Origin of the sequence: Caldisericum exile AZM16c01, from assembly GCF_000284335.1 — a bacterium.
GTDB classification, from domain to species: Bacteria; Caldisericota; Caldisericia; order Caldisericales; family Caldisericaceae; genus Caldisericum; species Caldisericum exile.
In genome coordinates, this window is sequence record NC_017096.1 from 1,202,511 (window position 1) to 1,220,208 (window position 17,698).

A 17,698-nucleotide genomic window follows, 5' to 3' on the forward strand; every position below is an offset into this window, starting at 1 on the left:
CCTAATCACCCTTTACTATCTTTAAAATCTTGTATCTAACTGTTCCTTTTGGAATTTGTATTTCAACTATCTCGTTTACTTTGTGCCCAATAAGACCTCGTCCAACAGGAGAAGTTGATGAAATTTTTCCATCGTCAGGGTCGGATTCAGCTGGACCTACGATGTAATAACTTACAACTTTTCCCGTTGAAAGGTTCTTCAATTCGACTTTACAACCGATATTTACCTTATCTGTATCAACTGCATCTTCATCTATTATCTCTGCCTTTGAAAGGATTGCTTCCAATTCTGCAATTCTACTTTCGTTAAAGGCCTGTTCCTGCTTTGCCGCATCATATTCAGAATTTTCAGAAAGATCTCCAAAAGTTATCGCCTGCTTGATTCTTTCAGAAATCTCCTGACGAATGACTGTTTTTCTTTCTTCTAATTCTTTTTTAAGTTCCTCATAACCTTTACGAGAAATTTGGATTTTCCCTTCAACTTGTTCTTCCATCTTTAACCTCCGTTTCATCAAAAAAAGCCCTGACAAGAGCTATTGCTTCTTCCTTAGTTTTTATACTATTTGCATATCTTCTAAACTCTGCTGCTCTTCTTATTCCTCTTGCATACTTAATAAAGTGTTTTCTCATCTCAACTATTCCTTTTTCCTCTCCATAAAATTCAACGGCACTTTCTATATGTCTTACTATTATATCTATTTTTTCTTTATTTGGAATATCTAATTTGATGTTTTCTTTTAAAAATTTATAGGAAGATTTCAAAAACCACGGACGCCCTATTGTTGCACGTCCAATCATAACATAAGGTGCATTTGTCTTCTCAAAAAGCGCCTTTACGTCTTCCTCCTCTTCAACACCTCCATTTGCTACAATAGGAATTTTTGCCTTTGCCACAATTTCAGCAATCGCATCCCAATCTTCGCTTTCCTTTTTAAAACCTTCTTCCGTCGTTATTGCATGGATCGTTAAAAATGACACGCCCTCATTCTCTGCAATTTTTAAAACTCCAGATAGCACATTTTCGCCTTTATTAAAACCTTTCCTTACTTTAAGAGATACAGGTAAGTCCGAAGAACTTTTAACAGCATGAACAATCTTTGCAAGTCTCGTAAGATCTTTCAAAAGATATGATCCAGATCCATCTTTCACAATTTTTGGGACTGGGCAACCTGCGTTTATGTCAATTCCATCAAATTTAAGATTAGTCACGAATTTTGAAGCATGTGCAAACGCATCGATATCCGAGCCAAAAAGTTGCACGAAAATCGGGTGCTCTTCGGGATAAAACTTAAGAAGCCCAAGTGTATTTTTATCCTTGAATTTTATTCCCATCACAGAAACCATTTCAGTAAAAACAATTCCCGCACCAAAAGATCGAACAACCCTCCTAAAAGGGGAGTCAGTGTATCCTGCAAGAGGTGCAAGAAATATAGGAATTTCGGGATTAAGCCTATTCAAGGTGTCATTTTCCTTTAACATATTCGTAAATGCTATAAAGCCCTTTTATTGTAAGAAGTTTGTCAAATATTTCTATTCTCTTTGAAACACCTTCCATAATATGGGATATACCACCAGTGCCAATGACACGTACTTTTTCTCCAAGTTCTTCTTCAATGAGTTCTATAAGTCTATCAACAAGGCCACCAAAACCATTTATAACACCTGACTGCATTTCTTCAACGGTATTTCTTCCTATCGCACTTTTTGGTTTCACAAGTTCAATTCTTGGTAGTTGTGCAGTTTTTCTAAAAAGTTCTGTTGAAGCAGGAAGCACGCCAATTGTTATAGGACCTCCAACGAATCTTCCATCTTTTGTAATTACAGAGAATGTTGTTGCCGTTCCGAAATCAACTGTTACGGCATTTTCATTCGGAAATAATTTATGTGCCTCAAAAATGTCGCAAATTCTATCTGCACCTACAAACCTTGGTTCGTCAACATCAAATTTTATTCCAATCGGTAACTCAGAGTTAATAAGAATTGCATCTCTCCCAGCCATTTTTCGTGCAACTGCTCTAAAGACAGGTGTAAGAGATGGGACAACAGAAGAGATTACAACATCCTCAACGTTTCCGTGAAGTTTCTCTTCTCTAATAAATTGCAGAAGTAACAACCTATATTCATCAGATGTCCTTCCGCTATCTGTTACAATTCTTAAAGTATTTAGAAGCATTCCCTTTTCAAAGAATCCAAACACAATATTTGTGTTTCCAATATCTACCGTTATAACCATTTTTACCTCCTAACTTTCTATTTTACACAAAAAACAGGTATTTTGGTATAATAATTTGGCGAAAGGTGGTTAAAATGAAGAGACAAATAAAAGAAGATATAGCAGCGATTGGAAGAAGACTGTATGAGCATCAACTTAACGGAAGTTACGGTGGAAATTTTTCAGTAAGAGAAGAGGAATTTATATACATAACTCCTTCAGGTGTTCCCAAAGACGAATTAGACTACTCAGATATTCTTGTAATTGATTTCAGTGGAAACGTCGTTGAAGGTGAAGGGAAACCTTCTTCGGAAATTCTTTTTCACATAAAAATTTATAAAGTTCGTCCTGACGTAAACGCAATAATACATGCCCACCCACCATATGCAACAGGTTTTGCTATTGCAAACTCTTCAATTCCAAACAATGTCCACGAAGAATCTACTCTAATATTGGGAGATGTGCCTGTAATTCCTTATGAGATAACTTCCTCAAAAGAACTTGCAGAAAATATTGGTAAGGCAATACAAGACCATAACGCTCTCCTTCTTGCAAACCACGGTGCACTTACCGTTGGGGACACACTGGAAAGAGCATTTAGAAGAATGGAAGAACTCGAAAATCTGTGCAAGATGCTAACTGTTGCAAACCTTCTTGGTGGAGCAAAGCCAATTCCTCAAGATAAACTTGAAAATCTCCTGACTTTATCACTTACTCTTCATTTTTGAGTATTTTTATCTAAAGAATGTAGTATTTATGTAGCTGTAATTTTTTGTTTTTTAAAATTGTAGTAGCAATATTTTATCATTTATTTCTTGTTTTTGCTTGCATTTTTTAATATTTATGATACAATAGGATATGTTTGTAAAAGTTACTAAGTCTGGAAAGCATAAGTATGTCTCCATAGTCTCGGCATACAGAGACAAAGAAAAAAGTATCATAAAGCACAAGGTGATCCTTAACCTTGGTAGATTAGATATGATTGAGAACAACCCAATGTTTGGAAGATTAGGCCTTCGCCTTGCAGAACTATCAAAGTTTAAGGATATGATTGACCTGAATACGGTAAAAGGTGGAAATGTCGTTAATACTGGCTATGCTGTCTACAAGAAACTCTGGGATAACTATGGATTAAATAAACTGCTTAATGATATGAGAGAGAAAACAAATATCCAGTTTGACTTAAACACTTCTATCTTCTTAATGGCAGCAGAACACCTTATGAATCCAAAGAGTAAGCTTGGAACATACAACAATCAACTGCACTATGCTAATCTTCCTTCTGTAGGATTAAACCACCTCTATCGTTCCCTTGACATACTATCAGAGCATAAAGAAACAATTGAAGATTACCTTTTTAACAAACAGAAGAGCCTATTCAATATGAATGTTGATGTTGTCTTCTATGATGCAACAACATTCAGGTTTGAAAGCGTAAAGAAGGATACATTAAGAGACTTTGGATTCAGCAAAGAAAATAGGGTTAATGAAGTGCAGGTTGTCTTAGGACTGCTCATTGATATGGTTGGTCGGCCAATAGGATATGAACTCTTTCCTGGCAATACCTTTGAAGGTAAGACACTTGAGTCGTCCCTTGATAAACTCAGTGGAAGGTTTGGCATACGCAGGGTAATCATCGTTGCAGACAGAGGGCTAAATTCAAAGCTCAACTTAAAGAAAATCAAAGATAAAGGGTATGATTACATTGTTTCATCACGCATAAAGAGCATGAAGAAGGATGTGCAGGAAAGTATCCTGAATGAAGAGGGGTACGTCACAATAAAAGGGAAAGATACCCTTAACCTCAATTCAGCCGATTCAAGCCAAGATGAAGAAACCTTCAGATACAAGCTGCTTGATTATGTAAATACTGTAAGAGATACAGATAACAAACTGTATGACCTCAAAGAGAAGCTCCTTGTAACTTATTCTCCCTTGAGAGCTCAAAAGGATAGAGAGGATAGGCAGAGGTTGATTGATAAAGGAGTAAAATTTCTTGATAACCCTTCTGCTATCAGTGGAAGCTTGAAGCGTGGAGGAAGAAAATACCTCAAGGAGACAAACAAGCTGAACTGGGAATTGGATAAAAATGCAATGTCAAGGGATGAGATGTTTGATGGATACTATGCAATAGAGGTAAGCAAGACTGATATGAATGTAAATGACATTCTTGATGCACACCATGCTCTATGGAAGATAGAAGAATCATTCAGGATAATGAAGAGTACGTTGGAGGTTAGGCCAATCTTCCACTGGACCGAAAAAAGAATCAAAGGCCACTTTGTTGTTTGTTTCCTCTCTTTCCTTCTTGAAAGAACGCTTGAACTAACACTTAAAGAGAATAATATCAAAGCATCACCTGAAAGAATCAAAGAAGCACTCAACTTAATGAATCTTACAGAATTTAGTGCAGAAGGACATTCATTCTATCTTAAAACAAAGTGGGATGAGCTTGGTAACAAGATTCTTAAAATACTTCATATTAAACCTCCAAAAAACATTACTCCCTTTGAAGAGTTAAGAATCTAATCAGAACAAAAAGATCAAACAGAAGTTTGTAGTAGCAAAATGAAGGTTTTTAAAAATTAATTCTTAGGATTTATGCGGGTTGGTTCAAGGTCAACTGATAAAGTCGGGAGAATGGAAGAACTCGAAAATCTGTGCAAGATGCTAACTGTTGCAAACCTTCTTGGTGGAGCAAAGCCAATTCCTCAAGATAAACTTGAAAATCTCTTAGAATTAAAGAAAAAAAGAGGATTATAAAAATAGAGGGAGCTTTTGCCCCCTCAAATTCAAAGTCTTATTCAAATTTCTCTAAAAATGCTTTATATCCAAGGTAGGAAGAATACAAATCTACTTTTGATGCAAGTTCAAATGGTGCATGCATCGAGAGAAGTGCAGGCCCAACATCAAGCACCTGAATGCCTCTATTTGCCATAAATTTAGCAACAGTTCCCCCACCACCTACATCCACTTTACCAAGTTCGCCAATTTGCCAAGGTACCCCATTTTCATTAAAAAGTTTCCTTACCTTGAATACCAATTCAGCAGAAGCGTCAGATGCAGAATATTTTCCACCAGAACCTGTAAATTTGGTGACAACAACTCCATGTCCAAATATTGGAGAATTTTGATCATCAAAAACATCCCTATAAAGAGGATCAATCGCTGCATTTACATCAGCAGATAGTCCGTATGATTTATGTAAAACTTCCCTTACAGAGACATTCTTTATACCTTTTAAGGCAAGATACTTTTCAATTGCATAGTCAAGAAAATCTGATTGAGCACCAGTAATACCATCGCTTCCAATTTCTTCCTTATCAAATAGCATTACACCAATAGTTCTTTTTGGATTTGTTGCATCTATAAGCGCCATTGCCCCTGTAAAGCCACAAATTCTATCATCATGCCCGTAAGATGCAATTGCACCTCTATCAAAACCCACATCACGGGCTTTACCTGCAGGCACAAGCGTTAATTCAGAACTTATAAAATCCTCTTCAACTATTCCATATTTTTCGTTCAAGAGTTTAAGTATTGCGGTCTTGAATTTCTCCTTGTCAGACTCTTTGTCAGGGATACTTCCTACAATTGGATCAAGTGCTTCTCCCTGAATAACTTCTCTTGCATTTTGTTCCATCTGCTTCTTTGCAAGATGTGGCAGTAAATCCGAAATAACAAAAACTGGGTCAGTTTCGCTCTCTCCTATGCTAACTTCCAATTTGGTGCCATCTTTTAGTATTATAACGCCATGAAGTGCAAGAGGAATTGTCACCCACTGATACTTTTTAATACCACCATAGTAGTGTGTTTTAAACATTACAACATCCGCTCCCTCGTAAAGTGGGTTTTGTTTAATATCAATTCTTGGGGAATCAATATGCGCAAATACAAAATTCAAACCATTTTCCACTCCGAGGATTCCGTCTTTCAATAGAAAAATGTTTTTGTTATCATTTATTGCATAATACTTTCCCGAGTGCGTATCTCCTTTAAACAGGTCAACAAAACCGTTTTGCTCTGCAACATTCTTCAAATACTTTACTGCTTCTCTTTCAGTTTTTGCGTTACTTATGAAGTCCTTGTAAGACTCAGAAAAATTAATTACCTCATCATGTTTTAATACTTCCCATGCATTTTTTGTTGAATACTTAAGTTCCACGTTTGCCTCCTTAAAAATTTTTTACCCTTTATTATAACTTGATTTGCATTTTTAAAAAATTTTCATACTATATGTAAAGGAGAAAAGGAGATGGCTTTACAGGGAAATTTAAACGATTTTAAATTGGAAGAAGTAATACAGAGTATCTCAACAAGCAAAAAATCTGGCAAACTTGAAGTTGATGGGGTTATGGGGATGTATGGTATTTACTTTTCAAACGGAGAAATTGTGCATGCAAATGGACCATTTTCGATTGGAGAGGAGGCAATTCTTGATGTATTTCTTGAAATTAACGGAGTATTCTCATTTATCACAAATATCGTTCTTCCGCCAAGGACAATTAAGAAAGATTTATTTGATATTATAGCGACCGGTATAAATCTTAGAGAAGAAAACTTTGAAATCATAAAAAAGATTACAAAAACTACAAAAATGCTTCCAAACACGAAAAATGATAAAAATGGCGTTGAATTATCTAAAGATGAAATAAAATTACTTAAATATATCTTGGATGGCACACCAATTTCTATTATAATGGAAGAGATGTCCATGAGTTATGTTAAGTTCTTAGAGGTATTAAAAGGATTATTAAGGAAAGAAATTGTTACTTTGGGAGGCTAAAAACAGTTAATAAAACTGTTTTAATTAAGGATATTAAATATGAGGAATAGAGAGTTGTTAAACGTGCAAAACTTAAACAAGATTTATGGAATAATTAGAAAATTCTCAAGCACTCTAAAGCTCCAAGAACTTATAGATCTAAGAAAGGAAAAGATTAGGGAAGAGTTAAAACACTCTTTAAAACTTAGGAAAGTTATTAAGGTAGCCTTTGGTATCCCTATCTTTGGGAGGTCATTTATTAGGGACTTCTCTCCGTTAAAAACACTCTTAACGGATTGGGCAAGGTTACCAAATAGGTTAGTCCCTGTGCTTGGTGCAGGGACTATGGTTAGCCAAATTCCGCCTGTAGGCTATATGGCTAACTTGAATTGGCGGATTAAAAATAAGCCTACCAAAAGCTATCCAATTTCGGATAGTTTTTGAAACCAGGATAAAATGGAAGGAAGACTTTCAAAAGTACAAATTGTTTTAAATGAAGAAGAACTCAAAAAAATAGAAGAATTATTTGGTGAGTATCTTGTCGAATCTGAAGCAAGGGACATCGTTCTTCTTAACAAAAGCGGCGAACTCCTTGCAAAAAGTGGAGATATAACTTCTGATGTTGCACAAAACATATCTGCACTTGCAGCAGGAGTATTCTCTGCAACAAATGAACTTGCAAGGCTTTTGGGTGAGAAGGAATTTACAATTACATTCCACCAAGGACAGGAAACAAACATTCACATATCCCTTATTACTCAAAACGCACTCCTTGCTATGATTTTCGACAATAAATTACCGATTGGCGCAATAAGATTTTGGGCAAAGAAAACAGGTAATGAAATAAAGCCAATAATCGAAGGTGCAGAAAAAAGAGCAGAGAACCAAACTCAAAAGGTTATAAACGAGGACGTAGAAAAGGATATTGAAGACCTATTCTAAGGAGAAAAGATGAGTACAATCAATTTTGCAAAGAGAGAAATCTCTTTTAAGATAGTATATTATGGACCTGCAATGAGTGGAAAAACAACAAATCTCAGGCACATTTATACAACCCTGCCGGACAAAGTAAAAGGCGATTTTACAAGTATCGCAACCGAAACAGAAAGAACGCTTTTCTTTGATTTTTTACCCCTTGAACTTGGAAGCATCAAGGGTTTCACAATAAGACTAAGCCTTTATACTGTGCCTGGACAATACATCTATAAACTTACGAGAAAATCGGTTTTAAGAGCAACTGATGGGATTGTTTTTGTTGCTGATTCTCAAATTGAAAAGCGACAAGAAAACATTGATAGTTTTCAAGATATGATTGAAAACCTCATAGAATTTGGGGAAAATGTTGAAACGATGCCAATTATCCTTCAATACAATAAAAGGGATTTACCAAATATCCTTTCAATAGAAGAACTGCAACAGGATTTAAACAAAGATAACAAATACCAATATTTTGAAGCAATTGCGCAAGAAGGCATAAATGTAGTAGAAACTTTAAAGGCAATCACAAAACTTGTAGTCCAAAAGGCATAATGAAACCGACATTTATTGGTATTGCAGGTGGCACAGGCTCAGGCAAAACAACTGTTGCAAAGATAATCCAAAAATCTTTGGGAAAAGATAAAACTGCAATCATTTCGATGGATTCATATTACAAGGACTTTCCAGAGTTAACAATCGAAGAAAGAAAGAAACTTAATTATGACCATCCATCAATTTTTGACATTGAACTTTTAAAAAAGCATCTTGAAGATTTAAAGCATGGAATCCCAATAAAAGTGCCTATTTACTCTTTTGAAAAATACGCAAGAACGGGGGAATTTGAGGATATCTATCCCAAGCCAATTATTATCGTTGAAGGTATTCTTCTTTTTTATTATGACGAAATAAGAGATTTCTTTTCAATCAAGATCTTTGTCGATACCGACCCTGATGTAAGAATTATAAGAAGAATTGAAAGAGATGTTCTTGAAAGAGGAAGAACCTTAAAATCAGTTATAAACCAGTATCTTGAAACAGTAAGACCAATGCATATCCAATTTGTAGAACCAACTAAACAGTTTGCAGATATTATTATTCCTCGTGGCGGCAAAAACGAAATTGCAATGGACATAATTCTTGCAAAGATTAAATCAATTTTAAATCAATAATAAATTTCTTTTTTCTTAATTTTTGTCGTAAAATATATACCCAAAATAACATTAAGGAGGTAGGATGAAAAAAATAATTATTATTTTATTAACTCTTATCTTTCTCCTAACAGGTGCATCTTACACTAACGCTAAGGAACCTATATTCACTAAACCTATTGGTCTTTACGGTGGCGAAATTGACAAAGTTGTCGTTTCAACAAACTTTTCAAATGATGGAATAATCTTTGCAGGTGGTCCTGAAGGATTTTATGTCTCGAAAGATGGTGCAAAAACTTTTAACTCTATAAACCTTTCCGTTGGATATAACTTAACGTTTGAAGGTATAAATGATTTTGCACTTTCAAAAGATTTTTCAAAGGACAACACGGTCTATATAGGAACAAAAAACGGCATTTATATGACAAGCGATTTTGGAAAATCTTTCAAACCCTACCAAATGGGCATTGAAGCAACCTACATTACTCAATTAACAAGCGACCCAATAACGAATACCCTTATGGCCGTTTCAGTGAGTTTCGAAAAACGAAGCGATGGAAAAGTTTTAAACACAAACTTGATTATGGTAAATAATGGATCTTCATGGAAAACAGTTGCAAAATTTACATCAGAATATGTCACCGCAATTGCAACATACAACGACAACTATTTTATCGGAACAGAATTTGGAAAGTTTTACAAAATTGACGGAACAAATAAAACTCTTCTTTATACTGTAAACTCGCCAATAACATCAATATCCATTAAAAATAACGCTTATGCATTTTCAACACTCGGAAGTGGGATTTATCTTTCAAATGATCTGAAAACATTCAATCAGGAATTAAATGGGAACAAAATTATTGGTATAAAGATAGATGACTTGAACAATCTTTACGCACTTTCACGAACTAAAAAAATGTTTGTCAAAGTTAATGGAAGTTATACAACTTACGAAATTCCAGTACCTTCAACCAATATCTCCTTTGATGTTTGTGCTGATGCTATTTTTATCGCTTCATATGAATATGGTATCATTAAATTTGACAAGGCAAGCAAAACTTTTTCACTTTCAAATACAGGAATAACTAATATAAATACGACAACTTTGAGCTTCTCACCTAATTATTCAACAAACAAAACCGTCTATCTTGGGACTGCAAATAATGGGTTATACGTTTCAAGAGATGGAGGTAAATCATTCGAAAGCATTGGCAATCTTGATACACACGAAATTCTTGAGGTAAAAGAGATTTCAAATGGGACAATTCTTATTGGAACACTTGGGGAGGGAATATTTGCTTCAACCGACGCAGGAAAAACTTTCAAACAACTCGACATTTTAAAAGATCACTCAGTTTCTGTTATTTATGAATATAACAAAACATTATTCATAGGGACAGAGGATGATGGCCTCTATAAATCGGATCTCAATCTTTCAAATTTAGAAAAAATAAAGGATCTTTATCCATATGACTTAAATATAAACTTTGTCAAAGGGATAGGCAATTATATTTTTATTGCAACGAATGGTGGAAACCTCTATAGGTCAGAAGACTCAGGTAAAACGTTTAAAGAAATTGCAAACAATAAATTCTGGGGAATGAGTATTACGGGGCTTGATATTTCAAAAACATTTTTAAGTGACGGGCTTGTTCTTGTCGGGACTGCAGCAGGTGAATTTATATCAAACGATAGAGGAAACACTTTTATGCAAATTTACGATCTTGGAACAACATGGGCAGATGGCGTTCAAATATCTCCAAACTATGCAAGCGACGGATTTATGGTTGTAGGTGCATGGGGATCATCTGGTACCACATACGGCAATATATACATAACTAAAAATAGAGGTTTAAGTTATGAAAATATTGGTTTTAGCCTAACTAATAGATATGTTATAAATGTATTTTTATCGCCTGACTTTTATTACGGCAAAAGTGGAAGCCTTTTTGTTCTAACCTCATCAGGTGGCTTATTCAGATATTCATTTGAAACTACTCCTGTTGAAATAATCCTTACAGTTGGAAAAAACGAAATCATTATAAATAGTGATAAAAAAACAATTGATGCGGCACCTTACATCAAAAACGGAAGAACTCTTGTCCCAATAAGATTTATCTCAGAAGCATTTGGCGCAACTGTTGAGTGGAACAATACAACTAAAGAGGTTACAATCAAATATCAAAATAAAACAATTATTTTAAAAATTGGAAGCTCATATGCAATTGTAAACGGAAAACAAACCCCAATAGATATTGACCCTAAAGTGGTTCCAGAAATTACAAGTGGAAGGACGTTTGTGCCTATAAGATTTATTTCAGAAACATTCGGGGCAAAGGTTGAATGGGATAACATAACAAGACAAGTAAGAATAACTTTAGGAGGCTAACATGAAGAAACTAAAACTTTTGTTCATCTCCTTAATAATTTTATCTGTTGTATTTCTTGGAACTTTTAAGACTGTTAAATCAGAAAATACAAATGAAATTCTTATTTCAGAAACATTTGGCGGAAAGCAAGCAATTCTGAATGAATTGATGAAAGCAAAAAATGAGCTTTTCATTAATATCTATGGCTTTACAGACTTTGATTTTATTCCTCCTATAATAAATCTTGCAAAACAAGGAGTAGAGGTTAGGGTCATTCTCGAAGAAGCACCATATCAATCGGAAACCCAAAATTTCGATATAAGAGAAATGCTCAAAAAATATGGAATAGAAGTAAGATGGGCAAGACCTGAATTCTTCTTAACACATGCAAAATATGTTGTAATTGATGATACCGAAGCAATTGTCCTCACCGGGAATTTTACTTATTCAAGTTTTGCTAAGAATAGAGAATTTGGTCTTGTAACATATAATAGGGAAGATGTGGAAACCTTAAAAAACCTTTTCAATGCTGACTGGAATAGAACTAACTTTACAAACACAAATCCAAATGTTATTGTAAGCCCCATTGATTCAAGAGAAAAAATTGAAAATGCATTAAAAAGTGCAAAAAGTAGTATTAAAATTTGGGAACAAAGTATTTCTGACCAATCAATAATAAATATCCTCAAAGAGCAAAAAGCAAAAGGTGTTGATGTAAAAATTCTTATGCCAACATCCTATGCAGCAGATGCTAAAAAAGAACTTGGGGACTCTGTCCTCGCTTTGCCAAATCCGTATATCCATGCAAAGACATTCATCATTGATGATACATATGCCTATATCGGCTCTAATAACTTCACTCAGCCTTCACTTGAAAATGAAAGAGAAACAGCGCTTTTCACTTACAATAAAGATACTATTAATGAACTTGAACTTATTTGGAATTGGGACTTATCTCATGCAATAGTTCCATAAATTGACTTCTCAGGAAAATTTGGTAAAATAATTTGAGAAAGGAGTATGGAAATGGAAGAAGCACAAGTACTTGCTGGTCTTAAAAGGAGGAAAAAAATCCTTGAATACATTACTAGTTATGGATTTATTACGCCTGCCCTAATCATCTTGGGAGTTTTTGCAATTTTTCCAACATTCTATGTATTTTATCTTTCTCTTTTTGATTGGTCGATGATAGGAGGAAAAACATTCATTGGTTTGCAAAACTATTTAAACCTTTTAATTAAACCTCCTTATTCCCAGGATTTTTGGCACGCAGCATTGGTTACAGTAGAGTATGTTGCACTACAAGTTCCAATTACTATGGCATTATCTCTTTTCCTTGCAACACTTTTGATGAAGCCCATAAAATTTAGGAGTTTCTTTAGGCTTGGAATTTTTGTTGCATATGTTACACCACTTGTTGCAACTTCAATTGTTTGGGAATGGATTTTTCACCCAGACTATGGAATCCTAAACTCAATTTTAAAATTACTCAATCTTCCACCTTCGCCATGGTTAATTGGCTTTCCTTCGGCACTTTTTGCAATTGTCATTTACACGGTTTGGCATGACCTGGGATATTCAACGATTTTATTTATGGCAGGCCTTACTGCTGTTTCAAAGGAATTACAGGAAGCAGCACAAATTGATGGTGCAAATGCATGGGGAGTATTTTGGCATGTAACGTGGCCTTTACTTTCACCGACAACCTTCTATATCTTCATAATCTCCTTAATAGGAGCATTCAGAATGTTTACGCCAGTCCTTGTTTTAACTCAAGGAGGGCCGTACAATTCAACGACAACTATAGGCTATATGCTCTACCGTGAGGCATTCCAATACTGGAAGTCAGGTTTTGCAAGTTCCATTGCTGTAGTTCTCTTTGGCATCATATTTAGTATCACTCTTATCCAATTTAGAGTAACAGGAAGAAGAGTTTTCTATTCAGAGGGAACGGAGGGTGAAGAATAATGAAAATAAATTTCAAGAAGTCGTATTTTTTTTCATACCTAATTCTTGCATTTGTAACAATTGTTATGGTGTTCCCATTTTATTGGATGATTGTAACATCTCTAAGCAAACCTGAGAACCTTTTTAGATATCCTCCAAAACTTTGGCCGGATTTTCAGTGGAAAAACTACATAGACATGTGGAAATCAAATCCCCAAGGCGTTCCTTGGACCCGTTATATTCTTAATACCATTTTTGTTGCAACCACTACAACTTTACTTTCCCTCTTCAACTCATCTCTTGCAGGTTTCGCATTTGCAAGGCTCAAATTTCCTCTTAAGAATCAGATCTTCATGTTAATCCTTGGCATTATGATGATCCCGGGAGAACTTATGCTTATCCCGAACTATTTGACACTTTATAGACTTAATTGGCTCAACTCATATCAGGCGCTAATAATACCATTTGGCGCAAGCGTATTTGGAACATTCCTAACAAGACAGGCATTTAAGCAAATACCAAACGAGTTATGGGAGGCAGCACAAATTGATGGATGCTCTATCGGAAGATTTTATTTTAATATTGCGCTACCAATTATTAAGCCAACTCTTTTTGCTCTTGCACTTTTTGTATTCCTTGGTGCATGGAACGCATTTTTGTGGCCTTTAATCGTAAATACAGATCCAAGATTCATGCCACTTGAAGTTGCACTTTACTCGTTTATTGGAGCAGAAAGTACAAACTGGCAATTGCTTGCAGCAGCGGCAACAATGGCTACAACACCAGTTTTGATTCTATTTCTCATATTCCAAACGCAATTCATCGAGGGAATTTCAAGAGGAGCAATCAAAGGATAATTTTACAGTAGGTCTTAACTTTTAAAGCGTGTGCTAAAGCACACGCTTTTTTATTAAATGCACAACCTAAATACTTACAAATGATACTTAAAAACGAAAAACATCTTATTTCCAATTTAACCTAAAACACCATAAGATTTTCTAACAAAATGAAATTCGATCAAAAATACAAAACTTCAATTTTGAATATTTCATTTGGTAAGAATCCTTCGTTATTTTTCAAAGTTAAATTAGTTTACCTAAAGTGCTTTCCAAAACCTTTATAAAAATAACCTTTATGTTTCCTTTAGGAGAAATTAAAGTATACTTAAAAATTTCGCGATATTGAAATAAAAAATCCCCGAAGGGAGCCCTTCGGGGATATATAATTAGTTATTTTTTTCCTTACTATCTAATATATGATCTTAACTTCTGGCCAAGTTCTTTAATTCCATCTGCAGGAGAAATCTTTTGGAGATATATCTTTTGAAGTTCTGCACCAATGTCGGAACGTGCCTGGTTCCACTCTTTTGTTGGTGGCTGAACAATAGCAAAATTAAGTGAATCAAGTCCTGCTTTTCTTTCTGGATGCTCTGATAGGAATTGTTTAAACACTGGAAGATCAAGTGCAGATTTTCTAACAGGGAGGTATCCTGTATCAATTGACCATCTTGCTGTTTGATAGGGTGCATCAAACCATTTTACAAACTCCCAAGCCCCACGCTGGACATCTGCACTATATTTTTGACCAAAAATAACTACGTTCGTACCATACATTGAAGTGTATTGACCTTTTGGTCCTGCTGGAATTGGTGCTTGCGACCACTTGAATTTACCCGCAACCGCTTGATCTATATATGTATACGATGCAACTGAAGCAAATACAAATGCGCATTTCTTATTACCAAAGTCTGTTTGGTAGTTATATCCTGTTGTAAAGTGAATATAACCATTCTTATAAAGATCGTTCATGAATTCAACTGCCTTCAAGACATTTGTATCCTTATCAAATAATACGTTTCTATAATCATCTGTTAAAACTCTTCCACCCCATGCATACACCATTGAATACCAAAGGTCAACGTCAGCACCTAAGGATGCACCCCACTGAGAGCCATCTGTTTTTGTAAGAGCCTTAACCATAGTTGCAAACTCATCCCATGTTTTTGGAGGGTGATCAAAACCTGCTTCTTTAAGCATATCTACATTGTAGTACATTACCTCGACACTCTTATTGAAAGGCAGCATCCACATCTTACCATCTGGCATATAGCCATCTTTCCACATGATTGGGAAGAAGTCATTAATATCTGCTTGTGAAAGCCCCATTGAAGGATCTTTTACAAATTTCTCCATCGGTGTGAGAAGGTTACCAAGCATATAGTTTGCAACCCAGTTTTCATAAGCCTGAGTTAAAACCGGTGGTTGACCTGATGCAACTGCTGCTGTTGTCTTTTGTTGCAGAGAAGAGTAGTTTGCAACAGCGGTTTGAACAATCTTATATCTTGGGTGAGTTGCATTAAATTCATCAATGAGTTTTGTAAGTGCCTTCCCAAGTGCTGCTTGCATTGCATGCCAGAAGGTAATTTCAGTTGGATTCTTTATCCAATCTTCAGAGAATTTAACGGTAACAGATTTTTCAGTTGCATTCCACGTAATATCTGCACCAAGTGAATCAGATACAAATCTTAGAGGGACAACAGTTCTTCCTGTTTGTTTAATGATTGTTGCAGGTGAATCAAGATAGACTGTATAACCATTGACAGTTGCAGTTGATGAATCAATCTTGAGGACAATTGTGTTTCCAAGAAGTTTAATTGTTGCTTCACGAGTGGATCCATTCCAATCAACTGTTGCGCCAAATGCCTCTGAGATAAATCTAATTGGAACAAGAGTTCTTCCATTTACGATAACAGGTGCCTGATCAAGAGTCGTAGATTTTCCATCGATTGTGCCAGTGGTTTTTCCTACATAAACTACAATGGTCTTCACATTCTGTGCCTGAACTGATGGAACTACCTTTACAAAGGTAAAGACCATAACTAAGATTGCAAGTACTGCAATCAGTTTCTTCATACTCTACCTCCTTTCAAAATTTGGGTTTTACCCATTGTATTAAATTATACTACTTACTAAAACTCAGTCAATACACCTTTTTCAAGGATTTGAACATTCTTGTGCACCACATTAAACCGCTCTGGTATCTGTGTATGAATAGGAAGAAGTATCTCCGGATTTATTTCTTTTGCCATCCAAAGGATTTCTGTCTCTGAAGCATGCCCTGGTGAGTGGATCCTAAATAAAGGAAGATTAAATTTTGAAAGCCAATTTTCTAATATTTTTGTATTTGCAGGATCAACGGATGAAAGTGGCTCTCCACCTGACATAATATAGGCAGAACCTACAACTGGCTTAATATCAAGAAGTTCGGTAATGTGGTTAAAATTTAATAATAAAATTTCTTTATTCTGATTTGCAAGAAATTCCTCTTTTGTAATAAACTTTTCCTTTGGTAAGTTAAGTTTACTTCCGAATGGTGCATAGATAAAAGTGTTAGGCGCATTTAATATTTGAAGTGCGCCTCGATCAAATTCACCATATTTAAGAAGCGTATTTGCATAATCTTCATGAATAATAAATTTTTTATCAAGCTCAACTGCTGCGTTATAGAAGGTTTCAATTCTTGCAAGGTGGATTTCATAAACATTTCCTATAATAAGTCCTTTAAATACATTTGCAACTTCCTTAATCTGCTCCTTAAGTTCAACCTCAGTGTTGCTAACAATTCCATTCCAGCCTATACGGGTTCCTTCAGTGATGAGGATGTAAGGTTTAAGAGATTTTGCATATTCAACAAATCTATAAGAAAGTTCGCTTTTAACACCTTTAAAGTAGATATCCCCCGTATAAATTACTAATCCCTTGGGTGTCTCAACAAAATAGGCAACCGCACCAGGAATATCATGGTCTATAAAGTAGGGCATTATTTTAAAATCGCCAATTTGAATAGTTTTTCCGTCAATAATTTCAATATTTGAAGGCATACACTCAACGATGCCCTTTTCAACAAAATAACTAAGTGTTGCAAAACTTCCCTTGGTCATAAATTTCTTTAAGGAATCGCTCAAATAACAAATTTGCCCAATGTGGTCAAGATGTGCGTGTGAGAAAAATAATCCGCCAATTTCTATTGGAAGACTTTTTTCTTCGGGCAATTCGCTTTTGTAAAAACCTATAAAAGGCGGAAGTTCGCCTAAATCTACATAGTCTTCAAAACCTTTTTCAGGACGCCCTTTAATTGTATCGTTAAAGAAGACTTGCGATGTAGGAAACCTTCTTCCAAAATCAAAAACAATACCAACACCGTTTGACTCCATAAGAATTATATTTCCGCCAATTTCTCTTACACCACCATAAAATCCTATTCTCATAGTATCACTC

18 protein-coding genes are annotated in these 17,698 nt (G+C 35.2%); 12 read left to right on the forward strand and 6 right to left on the reverse strand.

What is annotated here, in order from left to right; all coding sequences use genetic code 11:
- Position 1 precedes the first annotated feature (1 nt).
- Genes greA through CSE_RS06130 form a run of 3 tightly spaced genes read right to left on the reverse strand, consistent with a single transcriptional unit; the run spans position 2 to position 2,232 of the window.
- Complete coding sequence (greA, locus tag CSE_RS06120; protein WP_014453769.1) at positions 2-493, reverse strand: transcription elongation factor GreA; 492 nt, start codon at positions 491-493, stop codon at positions 2-4.
- Entirely contained in the window at positions 477-1,478 is a 1,002-nt protein-coding gene (locus CSE_RS06125) for a tRNA dihydrouridine synthase (RefSeq protein ID WP_050981349.1), read from the reverse strand. The genes greA and CSE_RS06125 overlap by 17 nt, the downstream gene beginning before the upstream one ends.
- Complete coding sequence (locus CSE_RS06130) at positions 1,462-2,232, reverse strand: type III pantothenate kinase (protein WP_014453771.1); 771 nt, start codon at positions 2,230-2,232, stop codon at positions 1,462-1,464. The genes CSE_RS06125 and CSE_RS06130 overlap by 17 nt, the downstream gene beginning before the upstream one ends.
- A gap of 74 nt (positions 2,233-2,306) precedes the next feature.
- Here CSE_RS06130 and CSE_RS06135 point away from each other — a divergent pair, with 74 nt between their 5' ends.
- The 3 genes from CSE_RS06135 (at position 2,307) to CSE_RS08435 (ending at position 4,974) form a co-directional block, all read left to right on the forward strand.
- A complete protein-coding gene (locus tag CSE_RS06135; protein WP_014453772.1) occupies positions 2,307-2,939 on the forward strand; it encodes a class II aldolase/adducin family protein in 633 nt (210 codons plus the stop codon).
- A 130-nt stretch (positions 2,940-3,069) separates the two neighbouring features.
- Positions 3,070-4,740, forward strand: coding sequence for an IS1634 family transposase (locus CSE_RS06140; protein ID WP_014452655.1), 1,671 nt, complete (start codon positions 3,070-3,072; stop codon positions 4,738-4,740).
- 72 nt (positions 4,741-4,812) lie between these two features.
- A complete protein-coding gene (locus CSE_RS08435) occupies positions 4,813-4,974 on the forward strand; it encodes a hypothetical protein (RefSeq protein ID WP_014453773.1) in 162 nt (53 codons plus the stop codon).
- Between the two features lie 37 nt (positions 4,975-5,011).
- Here CSE_RS08435 and CSE_RS06145 read toward each other — a convergent pair whose 3' ends face one another.
- Positions 5,012-6,376: an aminopeptidase gene (locus CSE_RS06145; RefSeq protein ID WP_014453774.1), complete on the reverse strand. Its 1,365-nt coding sequence runs from the start codon at positions 6,374-6,376 to the stop codon at positions 5,012-5,014.
- Between the two features lie 90 nt (positions 6,377-6,466).
- On the opposite strand from CSE_RS06145, the gene CSE_RS06150 reads away from it, so the two are divergent.
- The 9 genes from CSE_RS06150 (at position 6,467) to CSE_RS06190 (ending at position 14,278) form a co-directional block, all read left to right on the forward strand.
- Positions 6,467-6,997 (forward strand): DUF4388 domain-containing protein, encoded by a 531-nt coding sequence (locus CSE_RS06150; protein ID WP_014453775.1) that lies wholly within the window; start codon positions 6,467-6,469, stop codon positions 6,995-6,997.
- 39 nt (positions 6,998-7,036) lie between these two features.
- A complete protein-coding gene (locus CSE_RS06155) occupies positions 7,037-7,420 on the forward strand; it encodes a hypothetical protein (RefSeq protein ID WP_014453776.1) in 384 nt (127 codons plus the stop codon).
- A 12-nt stretch (positions 7,421-7,432) separates the two neighbouring features.
- Positions 7,433-7,918, forward strand: coding sequence for a roadblock/LC7 domain-containing protein (locus CSE_RS06160; RefSeq protein ID WP_014453777.1), 486 nt, complete (start codon positions 7,433-7,435; stop codon positions 7,916-7,918).
- A gap of 9 nt (positions 7,919-7,927) precedes the next feature.
- Positions 7,928-8,506, forward strand: coding sequence for a GTP-binding protein (locus CSE_RS06165; protein WP_014453778.1), 579 nt, complete (start codon positions 7,928-7,930; stop codon positions 8,504-8,506).
- Complete coding sequence (gene udk, locus CSE_RS06170; protein ID WP_014453779.1) at positions 8,506-9,123, forward strand: uridine kinase; 618 nt, start codon at positions 8,506-8,508, stop codon at positions 9,121-9,123. The genes CSE_RS06165 and udk overlap by 1 nt, the downstream gene beginning before the upstream one ends.
- A 64-nt stretch (positions 9,124-9,187) precedes the next feature.
- Positions 9,188-11,494 (forward strand): stalk domain-containing protein, encoded by a 2,307-nt coding sequence (locus CSE_RS08320; RefSeq protein ID WP_014453780.1) that lies wholly within the window; start codon positions 9,188-9,190, stop codon positions 11,492-11,494.
- Position 11,495: 1 nt separating this feature from the next.
- On the forward strand, positions 11,496-12,449 hold the full coding sequence (locus CSE_RS06180; RefSeq protein ID WP_014453781.1) for a phospholipase D-like domain-containing protein: 954 nt from the start codon (positions 11,496-11,498) through the stop codon (positions 12,447-12,449).
- 51 nt (positions 12,450-12,500) lie between these two features.
- Positions 12,501-13,442 (forward strand): carbohydrate ABC transporter permease, encoded by a 942-nt coding sequence (locus CSE_RS06185; RefSeq protein WP_041726122.1) that lies wholly within the window; start codon positions 12,501-12,503, stop codon positions 13,440-13,442.
- Positions 13,442-14,278, forward strand: a complete 837-nt coding sequence (locus CSE_RS06190; protein ID WP_014453783.1) for a carbohydrate ABC transporter permease — start codon at positions 13,442-13,444, stop codon at positions 14,276-14,278. The genes CSE_RS06185 and CSE_RS06190 overlap by 1 nt, the downstream gene beginning before the upstream one ends.
- A 387-nt stretch (positions 14,279-14,665) precedes the next feature.
- Here CSE_RS06190 and CSE_RS06195 read toward each other — a convergent pair whose 3' ends face one another.
- Together CSE_RS06195 and CSE_RS06200 are read right to left on the reverse strand one after the other, a co-directional pair.
- The gene (locus CSE_RS06195) at positions 14,666-16,333 is read right to left on the reverse strand and encodes an extracellular solute-binding protein (RefSeq protein WP_014453784.1); all 1,668 of its coding nucleotides are present in this window, start codon (positions 16,331-16,333) and stop codon (positions 14,666-14,668) included.
- A gap of 56 nt (positions 16,334-16,389) precedes the next feature.
- Positions 16,390-17,688 carry an MBL fold metallo-hydrolase gene (locus CSE_RS06200; RefSeq protein WP_014453785.1) on the reverse strand — a complete coding sequence of 433 codons (1,299 nt, stop codon included), beginning with the start codon at positions 17,686-17,688 and terminating at the stop codon, positions 16,390-16,392.
- Positions 17,689-17,698: the final 10 nt, after the last annotated feature.